The 14,458-nt window shown below is 59.2% G+C and carries 8 protein-coding genes; 2 read left to right on the top strand and 6 right to left on the bottom strand.

Features of this window, described 5'->3' with window-relative positions; translation table 11 throughout:
• Nucleotides 1-60 precede the first annotated feature (60 nt).
• Nucleotides 61-834 carry a cyclic-guanylate-specific phosphodiesterase gene (gene pdeH / locus AC0IXH_RS18875; protein WP_151036302.1) on the bottom strand — a complete coding sequence of 258 codons (774 nt, stop codon included), beginning with the start codon at nt 832-834 and terminating at the stop codon, nt 61-63.
• Between the two features lie 277 nt (nt 835-1,111).
• Here pdeH and kdgK point away from each other — a divergent pair, with 277 nt between their 5' ends.
• Nucleotides 1,112-2,044 (top strand): 2-dehydro-3-deoxygluconokinase, encoded by a 933-nt coding sequence (kdgK, locus tag AC0IXH_RS18870; protein WP_471720843.1) that lies wholly within the window; start codon nt 1,112-1,114, stop codon nt 2,042-2,044.
• Between the two features lie 456 nt (nt 2,045-2,500).
• On the top strand, nt 2,501-3,376 hold the full coding sequence (locus AC0IXH_RS18865; RefSeq protein WP_013204388.1) for an alpha/beta hydrolase: 876 nt from the start codon (nt 2,501-2,503) through the stop codon (nt 3,374-3,376).
• A gap of 51 nt (nt 3,377-3,427) precedes the next feature.
• Here AC0IXH_RS18865 and AC0IXH_RS18860 read toward each other — a convergent pair whose 3' ends face one another.
• The 5 genes from AC0IXH_RS18860 to bcsB all read right to left on the bottom strand — a co-directional run bounded on the left by AC0IXH_RS18860 (nt 3,428) and on the right by bcsB (nt 14,454).
• Nucleotides 3,428-4,921 (bottom strand): M16 family metallopeptidase, encoded by a 1,494-nt coding sequence (locus tag AC0IXH_RS18860; RefSeq protein ID WP_013204389.1) that lies wholly within the window; start codon nt 4,919-4,921, stop codon nt 3,428-3,430.
• Between the two features lie 247 nt (nt 4,922-5,168).
• Nucleotides 5,169-6,455, bottom strand: a complete 1,287-nt coding sequence (locus AC0IXH_RS18855) for a dicarboxylate/amino acid:cation symporter (RefSeq protein WP_013204390.1) — start codon at nt 6,453-6,455, stop codon at nt 5,169-5,171.
• Between the two features lie 223 nt (nt 6,456-6,678).
• Nucleotides 6,679-8,682 (bottom strand): biofilm formation regulator HmsP, encoded by a 2,004-nt coding sequence (gene hmsP, locus AC0IXH_RS18850; RefSeq protein ID WP_041692158.1) that lies wholly within the window; start codon nt 8,680-8,682, stop codon nt 6,679-6,681.
• A gap of 166 nt (nt 8,683-8,848) precedes the next feature.
• Nucleotides 8,849-12,157 carry a cellulose synthase complex outer membrane protein BcsC gene (gene bcsC / locus AC0IXH_RS18845; RefSeq protein ID WP_471720842.1) on the bottom strand — a complete coding sequence of 1,103 codons (3,309 nt, stop codon included), beginning with the start codon at nt 12,155-12,157 and terminating at the stop codon, nt 8,849-8,851.
• On the bottom strand, nt 12,154-14,454 hold the full coding sequence (gene bcsB / locus AC0IXH_RS18840; protein ID WP_471720841.1) for a cellulose biosynthesis cyclic di-GMP-binding regulatory protein BcsB: 2,301 nt from the start codon (nt 14,452-14,454) through the stop codon (nt 12,154-12,156). The genes bcsC and bcsB overlap by 4 nt, the downstream gene beginning before the upstream one ends.
• Nucleotides 14,455-14,458: the final 4 nt, after the last annotated feature.

Raw genomic sequence — 14,458 nt, 5'->3', positions numbered from 1 at the left:
CCCGGTCTCCTTGCTCGCTTCGGCCTTCTGTAAAGATAGTCGAGAGCGCAGGAAACGGGATCAGATCAGCTGGTGCGGCAGCGATCCCAGCTGGTCAAAAGGCATCGGACGGGCAAAAAAGTAGCCCTGAGCAGCATAAGCCGGTGAATTTTTCACCTGCATCCATTCATCAAGGGTTTCAACGCCTTCGACAATCACCCCTTTGCAGTAGCGATTGATCAGGGCCAGCAACATATTAAAGAGATTGCGGCCCTCTTCTGACTTTCTCAGCATGATAAACAGCTCGCGGGCCATTTTGATGTAGTCATACTTCAGCTCGGTCAGCGCGGAAAAGTTGGCCATGCCGCAGCCGAAATCATCCAGCCACAGCGGGCCGAGTTCCGGCATCTGCGCGACAATCTCTTCCTGCGGCAACATATGGTGTTCCACCAGCTCAAAGCGCACCCACGGGCAGCGGGCAACCAGCTGACGGATGGCAGCATGATGCTGCAGTTCCAACAGGGTTGGGCCATCAATATTGACCGAGGCAACGGTGCCACTGGAGGTGAACATCGTTTCCCATTCCGCCAGCAGCGCGAGCTGCTCGGTAACAATGTGCAGGCGCTGAGGGATCTCAAGCGCTGCAAAATAGGACTCCGGTGATACCCTCTTGCCCGGTTCGGCGGGATGGAATACCGCCGTGAGCAACTCAATTGCCATCAGACTGCCGGTCACCCGGTAGATAGGCTGAAACGTATAGATGCGCTGGCACTCCTGCCAGTACAGACGCTCATCTTGTTGCTTTGTCACAACATTTGAGAGAGGAAGCCGGTGACTGAGGTCGTTCAGCACCATGTAATTGATCCTTGATAATGATGAGACCGTTCGGGGAACGGATCTCCCGCAAGAGAGATATCGGCACCGGATCGCAGAACTTTATCGCGCCTGGCGCTAAAAACGCCCGGTAATTGCCCATTATTGCTGGCCGCCGCTGGCCGAAAATGCAGGCTGTTGCTGCTGTTTTCTCAGCGATTCACTGCATGAGGGAAAAAGTAAAACGCCGTTTTAAAATATTGACTACGCGCGTCTGCGCAGCGACACTGGTGCAAATTTGAGGGATGAGCTGACCACCATGACGCAGAAAAAAATTGCCGTTATCGGCGAGTGCATGATTGAGCTTTCACAGAAAGCCACCGACCTGAGCCGCGGTTTTGGCGGCGATACGCTGAACACCGCGGTGTATATCGCCCGTCAGGTTGACCCACAGCAGCTCAGCGTGGATTACGTGACCGCGCTGGGCACCGACAGCTTCAGCGGTGAGATGCTCGCCGCCTGGCAGCAGGAGCAGGTGCAGACCGGCCTCATCCAGCAGATGGACAACAAGTTGCCGGGCCTGTACGTGATTGAAACCGATGCGCAGGGCGAGCGAACCTTTTACTACTGGCGCAACGATGCCGCCGCGCGCTTCTGGCTGGAAGGCGAGCGCGCAGAGGACATCTGCCAGCAGCTGGCCCGGTTCGATTACCTTTACCTGAGCGGCATCAGCCTGGCGATCCTCAGCCCGCAGAGCCGGGAAAAGCTGATGGCGTTGCTGACCGCCTGTCGCCGCAACGGTGGGAAAATCATCTTTGATAACAACTATCGACCACGCCTGTGGCCGTCGGCAGAGGTCACCCAGGCGGCTTATCAGGTGATGCTGGCCTGTACCGACATCGCCTTCCTGACGCTGGACGATGAAACCCTGCTGTGGGGCGAAGCGCCGGTTGACGAGGTGATTGCCCGCACCCGTGCCGCCGGCGTCAGCGAGATTGTGATCAAGCGCGGTGCCGAATCCTGCCTGGTGTCGCTGGCCGATCGGCCACTGCTGGAGGTGCCGGCGGTGAAGCTGCCGGCCAGCAGCGTGGTCGATACCACGGCGGCAGGAGACTCCTTCAGCGCCGGCTATCTTGCGGTACGCCTAAGCGGTGGCAGTGCGGAAGAGGCGGCGAAACGCGGCCATCTGACCGCCAGCACGGTGATCCAACATCGCGGGGCGATCATTCCCCGTTCGGCAATGCCGGCTTAAGCGCGTTCGCCGGTTTTCAGCCCTGGCAGCAAACAGCCCCGCACTCGCGGGGCTTTTTATTATTCCACGCCCGCCGAACCGCCCTTTAATTAACATCCGCAATTTAAGTCAAATTAATTACGCGGCTTATCCGTAAGCAGTCTGAATGAGTCAATTCCTAATTCAGGTCCAGCCGCAGATCGGCAAACGGATAATAAACTGAATATTATGATAATTACCTTAAACCCGCTTAATGGCGATCCGTGATGCAAACCGACTCGTTTTAAAACAATCAGATAGCAGCAGATAAATAACCCCAGACCGGCGCTTCTGGGCATAGTCTGAAACTGCGCTAAAAGCGTGAGCAAGGCTGGACGCTGTATAAATAAATGGGCAATGATTGTTTTATTACAGCCGATCCCCCCTATTCTCGCGCCGGGCTCGCCTATACTTAAATAATGAAATTCAGGAGCGCCTATGAAAACCGAAATTATTAATATCTGGCCTCACGGCGAGGCTCCCGGTGCCAGCGATTCCAGGGTCAGCCCACAAATTGTCGATTTAGCGAAAGAGTACGAACCTTACGACCGTGCCGCCAGCGGCGTGCGCAATCCTGAGCTGGCCTTCTGGTATCCGGAAGAATCCAACGGCGTGACCCTGCTGGTCGCACCCGGTGGCGGCTTCGAAAAAATCATGATCGATAAAGAAGGCAGCGCGCTGGCGATGTTCTTTACCGCGATGGGCTATACGCTGGCGGTGATGACCTACCGTTTCCCGCAGGATGGTCACCATGAAGCGGCTGACGCGCCCTTATCGGATGCGCAGCGTGCGGTGCGCGTGCTGCGGCACCGTGCCGCCCGTGGGCTGAACGGCAAGCGTATTGTGATGATGGGCTTCTCGGCCGGTGGCTATGTGGCCGCCAGCGTCGGTACGCGCTTCACTGAGAAACTCTATCCGGTGCAGGATATTGCCGACTCGCTGACCGCCCGTCCGGATGCGCTGGTGCTGATGTACCCGGTGATCAGTATGCGTGAAGGGCTGGCGCATCAGGGCTGTCGCCAGCATCTGCTGGGTGAGCATCCGACGCAGCGGGAAATTGACGCGTACTCGATGGAAACGCGCGTGACTGAGCAAACGCCACAAACCTTGCTGATCCATGCGGTGAATGATGAGTCGGTGCCAATCAATAACAGCATGGTGATGTTCAGCGCGCTGCGGGAACACAAGGTCTCCAGCGAGCTGCACTTCTACGAGAAAGGCGGGCACGGCTTTGGCATTCGCAACGTCGCCGATCTGCCGCTGGCCAGCTGGCCGATGCTGGTTAATGAATGGCTGCGCGCACGGATCTGGTAGCACGCAAAAAAAACCGGCCGCGTTAGGCGACCGGGTTGTGGTCAGAACAGATTAGTTCTGCGAAGACGGGATATCAGAGACTTCCGGCTTGGTTTCATCCACCGCTGCGGCCGCCGCTTCCGGGGCCGGTGCCATGATTTTCTTCCAGCTCTCTTCCAGCTGCTGAACGTTGGTTTCCGGCTCGCCCTGCGGCTGCATCAGCATCATGGTCAGATCCTGTGACAGCTGCTGGCGCAGCTCCTGGTTCATCATCTGCAAGGTCAGGCCCGACAGGAAGCTCTGGCGCAGTTTCTGATACTGTTCCGGCGCGATATCCACTACCGCATTCTGCTGCGAGCGCAAACGCTGGCTCATCAGCACATCGGTATCAGTGCGGGCGTAGGTGGCAAACAGCTTGTTCAGCTCGGCGGTTTTCTGCGCCATCAACGCGTCAAACTCTTCCTGCGGCAGGCCGTTATCGCGGATGTTTACCATCTCCCGCGCAACCAGATTCAGGTTGCTTTGCAGGGTGGCGTTATCCGCATCCAGATTGATGGCGCACTGCGCGCGCTGGTACAGCACGCGGCAGTCAAAGCCCACCTGCACCTTCTGCGCCTTACTGTCGCTCAGCACATGCTGCACGTGCCAGAACAACGCTTCACGGGCCAGATCGCTCTGCCAGTAATGCTGCAAATTCTGCGAATCCCTGATCGGCTGCCACGGCGAATCCCACACCAGCGACAGACGATCCTGGGTCAGATTATTGTTAACCAGGTTAATCGGCTGCGGCGGCAGTGGCGACAGCGTTGGCATTGGCGATGGCGTATCACGCTTGCCCTTCAGCGGCGAGAAGGTTTTGTTGATCTGCTCGGCCAGGCTGCGGCTGTCGACGTTGCCCACCACCATCAGCGTCATCGCGTCCGGCGTGTACCACTGCTTGTAGAAGTCGTTCAGCTTAACCGGGTCGATCGGCGCATTGGCGGGCGTGCCCGGATCGTGGCCCAGCAACGTGGAGCCCTTCAGCCGGTAACGCCACCAGACATCCTGCGGATTGGCAGGCCAGGTGGCGATCGGATCGTCAGCAGCCAGCGCGGTGTTCACCGTCTGTTCATTGATGGTCATATCACCGACGGTCGCCGCCAGCCAGTTCATCGCTTCTTTCACCACTTCCGGCCGGTTGTTGGGCAGACTGAGGGTGTAGAGCGTGAAGTCATAAGAGGTGATCGCAGGCGGTTGCGGGCGATCGGGATCGATACTTTGCTGCCACAGCGAGCGCTGCTGCGCAGGGTCGAGCTTCGCGTTATGCACTAAGGCCAGGCGCGGTAAGAGGTGGCTGTAACCGGCCTGCTGGGTATTCTCCACCAGAGAGCCGGTATTAACCAGTAAGCGGACTTCAACGCGGTCGCTGGGACGCTGCGGAGTCGTTAAAACCTGCCAGGTGAACCCGTTATCGAGTTTTCCCTGCTGCCAGGCGGGATCGGGTTGGAGTGTTTCAGCCTGCACAGTGCTGCTGACCGCGGCCAGCAATATTCCACCAACCAAAAGACGAATTCTGGTGCCCTGCATGTGAACCCCTACTCAATCACAAACCAAAAAAAATCACTGGCGATCTACGGCCTGCTGCTATCTACGGGAGGGATAACTCAGGGAAGCCGCTGTTTTTTCTCAGAACAGCTTCTTAGACCACGCATTGGCGGGGATGTCCCACCACGGAGTGAAAAATGATAAAAATCTCTGGGGGTTATTATGCAAATGCCCGCCGCGAGGGCAAGTCGCGACGGGCATTTGAGGGGATATTTAACGAATTAACGGCTTATGCGGCGTTTTCGGGCAGTTTTTTCGCCTTATTTTTGCCGTCCAGCGTGTCTTTCAACTGTTGCTCGTCCAGCTGATCGACCCATTTTGCCACCACCACGGTCGCCACGCCGTTGCCGACCAGGTTAGTCAATGCACGGGCTTCAGACATAAAGCGGTCGATACCGAGGATCAGCGCCAGACCGGCCACCGGCAAATGGCCGACCGCCGAGAGCGTGGCCGCCAGCACGATAAATCCGCTGCCGGTAACGCCCGCCGCCCCTTTCGAGGAGAGCAGCAGCACCACCAGCAGCGTGATTTGATGCCAGATATCCATATGCGCATTGGTGGCCTGAGCGATAAACACCGCTGCCATGGTCAGGTAAATCGAGGTGCCGTCGAGGTTAAACGAGTAGCCAGTTGGGATCACCAGCCCGACCACCGACTTCTTACAGCCCAGCTTTTCCATCTTATCGAGCATGCGCGGCAGCGCGGATTCTGAGGACGAGGTCCCCAGCACGATCAGCAGCTCTTCTTTGATGTAGGCGATAAATTTGAAGATGTTGAAGCCGACCACGCGGGCAATGGTACCCAGCACCACCACCACAAACAGCAGGCAGGTAATATAAAAGCAGATAATCAACTGACCTAACTGCACCAGCGAACCGACGCCGTATTTACCAATGGTAAAGGCCATCGCCCCGAACGCGCCAATCGGTGCCAGACGCATGATCATATTGATGATGCCGAAAATCACGCGGGAGAAACTTTCGATAAAGTTGAATACCAGCGTGCCTTTGTCGCCCATGCGGTGCAGGGCAAAACCGAACATGATGGCGAAAAGCAGTACCTGCAGAATGTTGCCGCTGGCAAAGGCGCCAATCACGCTGTTAGGAATGATATCTAACAGGAACGCCACCACGCCCTGCTGCTCGGCCTGCTGGGCATACATCGCCACCGCTTTGGCATCCAGCGTGGCCGGGTCGATATTCATACCAACGCCAGGCTGCAACACGTTGACCACCACCAGGCCAATAATCAGGGCGATGGTGCTGACCACTTCAAAATAGAGCAGCGCGACGGCACCGGTACGGCCGACCGCTTTCATGCTTTCCATCCCGGCGATCCCGGTGACCACGGTACAGAAAATAACCGGTGCGATGATCATCTTGATCAGCTTCACAAAGGCATCACCGAGCGGCTTCATCTGGGCACCCAACTCGGGGTAGAAATGCCCTAACAGCACGCCGATGACGATGGCGGTAATCACCTGGAAATAGAGGCTTTTAAACAGGGAAGTTTTCATAGAATGTCCATTAACGGCTTGGATGGCAGGCGCTTTCGCTGAGGTTATCGTCAGTCTTCAGCGCGAAAGTAACACTACGTTAACGGGATTGATATAACTTGAAACACTCAGCCGCCGGGCAACGCGCCGTTTTATGAGCTGAATCACTTCAGCACCGGTAATGACGCGTTGTGGTTTGCGTTAAGGATTGATACACGTGGAAATTATCCCTTACGGGACCGTATTAAGGCGTGATTAATTCCAGATATTTGCGGTTAAAGACCGCCAGCGGTAGCGCCTCAGAATAGAGGTAGCCCTGCCCGATATTAATGCCGCGCGCCAGTAGCCAGTCGCGCTGCTGGCTGGTTTCGACGCCTTCGGCAATCACGTCCAGCTTGATGATTTCGGCAATCGCCGCAACGATTCGCACCATGGTGTCATCATTCGGCAGCACACAGACAAAACTGCGGTCCATCTTCAGCTTACTGATGGGTAACGACTTAAACTGGCTCAGCCAGTTCAGGTTGGCGTAGCCCATACCAAAATCATCCAGCGCCACCGAGATGCCGACTTTCTGCAGCTCGCTTAACAGCTGCAGTGCCTGTTCCGGCTCGCCCACCTGGGCGGTCTCGGTGATCTCCAGCATCAGGCTGCCCGGACTGATTTGGTGGCGATGGATCAGGTCCTGTAAGTGGGTGACCATATCCGCTTCACGCAGCTGCACGGCGGAGAGATTGACGCTGAGCGGCAGATTAATGCCCTGCTTCTGCCAGCCCGCCAGCACCCGGCAGGACTCTTCGAACACCCAGCGGCCCAGCGCGCTGATCACGCCAATCTCTTCGGCGTTCACAATCAGATCTTCCGGCAAGGCCCAGCTGCCGTCCGGCTGGCGCATTCTCAGCAGGGCTTCCGCGCCGACCAGCTTGCCGTTACGCATATCAATCTGCGGCTGCAGGAACAATGAGAACTGCTCTTCTTCCAGCCCCTGCAAAATGTCGTGTTCCTGGGTCAGCCGCTTGTGCGCCCGTTCCATCATCATCGGGTCATAAAACAGGATCTGATTTTTGCCCTGATGACGGGCCGACATCATCGCCGACGCCGCACGGCTTAAAAAGTCCTGCGCGGTGAGATCGCGCGCTTCACGCTGCGCCAGGCCGATGCTCAGGTTGGGCCGCAGCTGCATGTCCTGCAAAGTGACCGGCTGATTCAGCCGCAGCAGCAGCAGGCGCGCCAGGCGCATGGCGCGGAAAGGTTTATTGGCGCGCTTCACCAGCAGCACAAAATCGCTGCCTGACAGCTGGCCCACCAGCGTATGGCTGTCGATACTGTTGCGAATTTTTTCCAGCAGCGTCAGCAACAGCGCATCACGCTGTTCGTCCTTGACCACGCCGTTGGCGTCCTGCAAGGTCTCGATGCGCAGCACCATCAGGGTGAAATTGTCGTCGTCAGAGACGGAATTAAGATGCTGCTCCAGCAGCGCCAGAAACAGGGTTTTGTTCGGCAGATTGGTCAGGGCAAAACGGGTGGTCAGCCTGCTCATCTCATCATGCACCGCTTCGCCCACCTGCTGATTGCGGTTGTAGCTGCGGATTAACATGCCCAGCTCATCGTCACGGTGGCGCTCAGGCAGCGTCAGCTGATGGGAAATCGCCTCCTGCGGCGGCAGATCCTGCAGCTCCATGGCGATCCGCCGCAGCGGGCGAACGATCAGCTTGTTGATGCACCAGCTGATGGCGATCGACAGGATCAATGCCAGCAGCAGGTAAGTGGTCACCATCGTCGACAGGGCGCTGAGAATAAACTGATAGACCCGCCAGGAATCGGCCTGCAACACCAGCAGCGCCAGCGGCTTGGGATTGGCTGGCTCCACCGAGTAGAGCGGCACGGTGATCTTCACCGGCAGCTCAAACAGCGTGGCGATAAATTCCGGCACCGGTTTTTCGGGCTCGAAATCGGTATGCAGCGCCTGCAGGCCGTTCGGCAACACCACTTCGGCCCTGGCCAGGATCCCGGCCGGTTTCAGGGAGTTGAGGATCAGTTCGGCCTGGGGAATATCGGCTTTCAGCACCGCCTGGGACAGCGGCTGGCGCACGGTATGGGCGACGTTTTCCATCTGCTGGGCGTAGTCAATCCTGCGCTGCTGCACAAAATGGAAAAGCTGAATGACAATAAAAATACAGATGGTCACGGCGGCCACGCAGGATACCGTCGCCATCTGTTTTATTGTTAATGAACGACTGACGCGCAAACCCACTCTCCGAATTACTGAATGCCACCACCGGGGGCAGCAAAAAACTGCCCTGAGTATATCTTAAGGCGGCCGCTTGTTAAGCACTCTGTCCGGGCCAGGGGTTGATTAGGTGTTTTCTGAAGGCGATTATCTTAATTTTCTCACTAAATGCAGCCTGATAACCCTATTTAAAGTCCGCGTATGGCGTTAACGGCTCTGGCGGCAGATCCAGATCGCCCTGCCAGCCGGCCATCGAATAGCGCGCATAGATCAGCCCGTGGCTCGGCGTATAGTCTTTTGCCTGCTGAATATCGACGCCGACGCCCATCGTCCAGTGCGCGCTTAACCGGCGTTCCAACACCGCGCGCAGGGTATAGCCGAATCCGTTGCTGCTGCTGTCGCTGCTTTGCGGGTTATCCGTGGTCAGCGCGCCGAAATCGAGCGGGTAGCGTGACTGGCCGTCGGTTTCCGAATGGGACCAGGAAACCGAACCGCCGAGATCGTAAGACCAGTTTTCCGTGCGCTGCCGCCAGCTGACCGGCACCGAGAGCGAGCTGTAACGCTGCGGGCTGTAATAGCCGCCCTGTCCAAGTGAGTAATCACTCAGATCCTTCGCGTAGTGCCACAGCATGCCGTTCAGGCCGATGGTGGCCCGCCGGTTGTTTTCGTTGATCAGCTTGTAGTAATAGCCCGCCATCAGGCGTTCGCGGCTGTTATCCGCCACGTTTTCGCCGGTGATCTGGTGCGCGCTGAGATCGGCCCAGACGCCGTTGGCGTTGCCCTGGTCATAGCTCAGGCCAATCGCGCCGCCGGTTGCCACCACGCCGCCCCAGGTTTTGCCGCTGGCGGTGTTGGGATCCTGCGCGCCGGCATAGGCGAGCAGCGAGCTGGAAATCGGCCGCCGCGACGCGGTCAGCGACACGCCGATATCCTGCCAATCGGTGTTCCAGGTGACGCCACCCACCCAGTTGGTGACCGCAAAGCCCAGCGGCGTGGTGCCAATATCCGCGCGCCATTTATCGCTACGGTAGCCGACGCCAAGGCTGGTGCCGTTCTGATGCTGGCGGAAATCGCGGTTGCAGGTGGCATCGTCATTGGTACAGGTGCCGAACGTCTCATCAATATTTCCATCGACGTTGCGCGAGAAGGTGCCGGCCGACACATCGACATTATCCAGCCGCAGGAAGCTTTTGCCGTCGGCAAATGGCGTTTCGGCTTCCATCATGGTGGTGTGCGCAGTGAAGTCGGACACGCCGCCGGTGCCCTTATTGCGCGAATAGTCCTCTTCCAGCGTCAGCGTGCTGTCCTGCTGACGATAAAGATCGGCGGCATCGCTGCGGATACCGCGCTTCAGCCAGTCATCCCGCCGGTCGTTGCGGGTCAGCCGGGTAAAGGTTGGGTTATCCGGCGGCACCACCAGGCTGATGCCGCTGGCGACCATCGCCTGGCGGTAATCCTCCTGCGCGAAGTGAGGCTGACCCTGCTGCGCTTCCAGACGGGCGGCATCGCGATAGATCAGCGCGCTGCTTTGCGACGGCCCGTCTTTTGCGGCCTGGGTTTTCAGCCCGGCATACAGCGAGGTGGCTTTCTGCGGCTCGCCCACCGCCAGCCAGGCATTGGCCACCCGCCGTCCGCTGTAGACGTTCGCCGTGGACGCCTCGGGCGGCAGCGCGTTCAGCTGCTTACGCGCGGCGGCCAGCTGATGGCGGGCGATCAGGGCCTCAATGTTATCCAGGCTGGCTTCCGCGCGGGCGATTAGCAGGCCGGTTTCCAGCCGGGTATTGAGGTCGGTGATATTGTGATCCCACTTTGCCTGCGGCAGCGTGTGGATCTGCGCCAGCGCGGCCTGTGGCCGGTCGCTGCCTGACAAATAGAGCGCGTTGGCATAGACCTGTGCCGGCACGCCGGGCTGCTGGCGCGCCATCGCCTGCATCTGCCGATCGGCGGCCTGCGTCTGCCCACTCTGACGCAGTGCGCCCGCCAGTCGGGTGTTCAGCCAGACGTCGTCCGGCGACAGCTGGAGTGCCTGACGGTATACGTCTGCCGCCTGCCGCACGTTTCCGCCAGCCGCCAGCCTGTCCGCCTCGGCGCTGAGCGCACTGCTGCGCAGGCTGGCGAGGGTATCACCCAGCGCCTTTTTCTGTGAGGCCGGTAGCCCGTTGATAAACGCCATCGCCTTTTGCGGTGACTGCTGTTGATAGAGTGCGGCCAGCCGTCGGGCGGCGGTGGTATTGCCTGCATCCAGCCGTAACGCGCGGCTGTACTGCACTTCCGCCGTGGCCGGATTTTTCTGTGCCAGCGCCACGTCGCCCAGCCCAATCAGCGCATAGCTGTCGCGGTTATCCAGCGAGCGCGCCCGCTGATACTGACTGGCGGCCTGGGGAAGGTTGCCCGCCGCCAGTTCTTTGTCACCCTCGGCAATCGCCAGCCAGTACTGGTTGGAAGTCAGCAGGCTGCGCCATTTGCCGATATCGGTGCCCTGCGCATCGGCGACAATCGCCCGCTGAAAATAGCCGTTTGCCTCGGCGCGCTGGTTGGCCCGCGCCAGCGCCTGGCCCATGGCACCCAGTAAATCGGCATCGTCTGGCGTCGCCTTTAGCGCAGCACGCAGGGCGGGAATGGCAGCGCTGCTTTGACCGCCATCGATCATCGCCAGGCCGCGCAGCCGCTGCTGGTAAGCCGGATCGGCCAGCATTTTTTGCTGCCGCGCCAGCTCGGTCAGGCCGTCGGACTGCGGCTTGTCACTGGTAAAGGTGGCGAGATAGGTTTTCAGCTGGGCGACGCTTTGCGGCGTGACCGGCTGCGATTTGATATGGCTCAGCCACAGTTCGGCGGCCTGCACCCGGCCCGCCGGATCCATTGCCACCACTTGCAGTTGTTTAACGGCGGCGGTCGGGTTATTGCGGCTCAGCTCCATTTGCGCAATCGCCATGCGCACGTTGATGCTGCCCGGCGCATCGCGATCCAGCGCGGAGAGTTCGGCCAGCGCGCGGTTTTCCTGTCCCGGCAGCCGCGACACTAACCGCCAGTATTCCAGCGCGATATCCGGCGAGGGAAAGACGCCGTTGAACTGTTTATCGTAAGCCGCTTTGGCCTCTTCCAGCCGGCCAGAGGTGGCGAGAAGCCGCGCCAGCTGCAGCTGTTTCCTGCCCTCGTCAGATAGTAAGCGAATACTAACTTCAGCCTGCCGCGTCGCCAGCGAATCGGGCGAAACCTGCTTCAGCGTCACCATCAGCTGACGCGCTTTGTCCTGTTCGCCCTGGTGCAGCGCCAGGCGGATCTGTGCCGCCAGCACCTGCGGATTATCCGGCGCAATTTTTTCCAGCCGGTACAGCGACTGGCTGACCAGATCGTATTTCTGGGTCGCTTCGCCAATCCTGACCTGTTGCAGCAGCCAGTCGACCGGCTCAACGTGATCGGGTGCCGCCGGCACGGCGCGGCTTAACGGCCACAGCAGCAGCGGCAACAACAGGCTGAGTCGCGAACGTTTCACTCCTCGTCGTCCTCGTCACCGAGGCGATGACGGCTGACGCGGCGCATCAGTCGCCACACCAGCAGCGCAAACAGGATCACCACCAGCGTGGCAAACGCCGCCAGCATCATCGGATGGGTGGCCAGCGCATTCCATACCCGCTCCCACCACGGCAAATGGCCCACCCAGTAGGTGTCGCCTACGCGCAGGCTGCGCACGCCGGATTCACGGATCACCGATGCCGAGCCAAAAATCGCCGCGCGTTTACCGCTGTCGATCAGCGCGCCATTCAGCAGTTCCCAGGCGCGCGGGCTGTCTGCCAGCAGCGCGACCACGCTGCGTTGCGCATCAAACGGCGACTGGAAGCCAATCACTGCCGCCATCGGCCCAGCGGAGCTGATGGTGGTCTGGCTTTCGGCGCGCAGATCGTCCGGGGCTGAGGAGCCGCTGGAGAACGCCGTCTGCCGGTTAGGCTTGTTGATCCAGCTTTTCGCCGCGTCCAGCAGCAGATTGACCTTGTCGTCATCCTTCATCTGTTCAGGCAACCGGCCGATCATCAGCAGATCGGCATCGCTGGTTTTCGCCTTGCTCCAGTCATCGGCGATCTGCATTTTCAGCGCCGGATAGCCGGTCTGCGCCGAGATATTGCCCAATGCGTTCAGCAGCGCGCTGACTTCGCCCGGCTGCGGACGGTTGTTGACCAGCACCAGCGTTTGCGCCAGGTCAGCATTACGGCTGAACGGGAAGCCGGCGTTGGCAAACGCGCCCAGCGACGGCATTTCCATATAGTGGCGATAGCCGGAGAAATCGACCGTCGAATTGCCGTCGATCACCACATGGTTGGATACCGGGGTGATGGTTTCGCAGCGCCCTTCGTTGGTGCCGTTATTAAACGAGCCGCCAATAAAGGTGCTGGCATAATCAAAATCGAAGCGCAGCTGATTGACCACGCCCAGCTGCAGCGCCGGAATGGTCAGCTGCGTGCCGCCATCCAGCAGCCCCTGCACCAGCGGAATATGCAGCAGCTGCTTGCCTTCCTCGCGCTTGTTGACCAGCGGGTAATCCTGCACAAACTGGTTGTTGAGGTTCACCGCCAGCCGCGATCCGTCATCCTGCACCGGGGAGGTATAGCGGTACTTGATATCCATATCGATACCGCGTGCGCGCACCAGGAACAGATCCGGCGGTAATTTCAGGGTCAACGAAATTGGCGCAGGCTGCATACCGTCGGCCTGAAGCTGGCCCTGGAACTGTTGCAGCTCGGCGAAGGTGGTGGCGCGGTCGGTCCGCACCCAGTTAGGCGCATCGTAAGGCTGGCGTGCCGCCAGCTCCTTCACGCTGTCGATGGTCGAGGATTGTCCACGCAGCAGCAGTTCGCCCTGCGCAATTCCCTGCACCGCTTTCAGCAGGTCCTCGTCGTTGCGCCCCAATACCAACAGTAATTTTTGGTACTTATTGTCCGGCTGATCGATGATTTCCACCGTCGGTTTATCTACCGGCGGCAAATCCTTCAGGAAGTCCGGGCGCTGGTCGTTGGTGGCAAAAACGACGGCGTGCTGACGATCGGGCAACTGGTTATACAGCACCGGGAAAGTCTGTCCGCGCCAGTCCGCCTGGGTACCGAACCAGGATGCCAGCACTGCGGCGGCGCGCTGTTGGCCGAGATCCGGCGAGCGGGCAAAAATCATCGGCAGGGTTAACGGGCGGTTGTCACGCGCGTCGAAAAACGGCTCCGGGAAGTGCGATAAATCGTCCTTCAGCGGCAGCTTTTGCAGCGACAGATCCAGCGTACTGTCCTTGCCGATGTCCAGCCAGATGGCGCTGCTGGCAGGGTTTTCGCAGATGTTGGCGTAATGTCCCACCAGCTCAAAACGGATGCGGTTGAAGTCGCCAATAAAGCGCGGATCGATCGGCACCTGCACCTGGTTATTTTTACCGGCCTGATCGGCAACAACCGGCACCAGACCGACCAGCTCGTCGTTCAGATAGACCTTCAGATGCGACATGCCGGGGATCAGCGACGGCGATGGGCGGAAGCTCAGGTTGAGCAACGCTTTAGTCACCACTTCATCGCTGCGCACGCCAAACTCAATTTGCCCCTGGGTGCGGGTGCCGGTCAGGTTAAAGTTGCCTGGCGGCGGGGCGATCTGGGTAAACGGCCGCAGATAATCACGCACCGGCGCGGCGGGATCGATGGCCGGAGGCGCCAGGCTGTCTGCCGTCGTGTTTACCGGCCGGGTGTAGCCGTCTGCTGCTGCCTGAACCCCTGGCAGCACGCCAAGCCATAATGCGGTGAACCAAGCTAATTTTTTCGTCATGGTG

The organism is Erwinia sp. AC075 (genome assembly GCF_979253995.1).
The sequence above is the reverse complement of the archived record's forward strand: the minus strand, read 5'-3'. Positions and strand labels throughout refer to the sequence as shown.

Bases quoted from the DNA above. Each gene is read 5' to 3' on its own strand.
- AC0IXH_RS18855 (WP_013204390.1), bottom strand. From the start codon at position 6,455: ATGAAAACTTCCCTGTTTAAAAGCCTCTATTTCCAGGTGATTACCGCC.
- bcsB (WP_471720841.1), bottom strand. From the start codon at position 14,454: ATGACGAAAAAATTAGCTTGGTTCACCGCATTATGGCTTGGCGTGCTG.
- pdeH (WP_151036302.1), bottom strand. From the start codon at position 834: ATGGTGCTGAACGACCTCAGTCACCGGCTTCCTCTCTCAAATGTTGTG.
- AC0IXH_RS18865 (WP_013204388.1), top strand. From the start codon at position 2,501: ATGAAAACCGAAATTATTAATATCTGGCCTCACGGCGAGGCTCCCGGT.
- kdgK (WP_471720843.1), top strand. From the start codon at position 1,112: ATGACGCAGAAAAAAATTGCCGTTATCGGCGAGTGCATGATTGAGCTT.
- AC0IXH_RS18860 (WP_013204389.1), bottom strand. From the start codon at position 4,921: ATGCAGGGCACCAGAATTCGTCTTTTGGTTGGTGGAATATTGCTGGCC.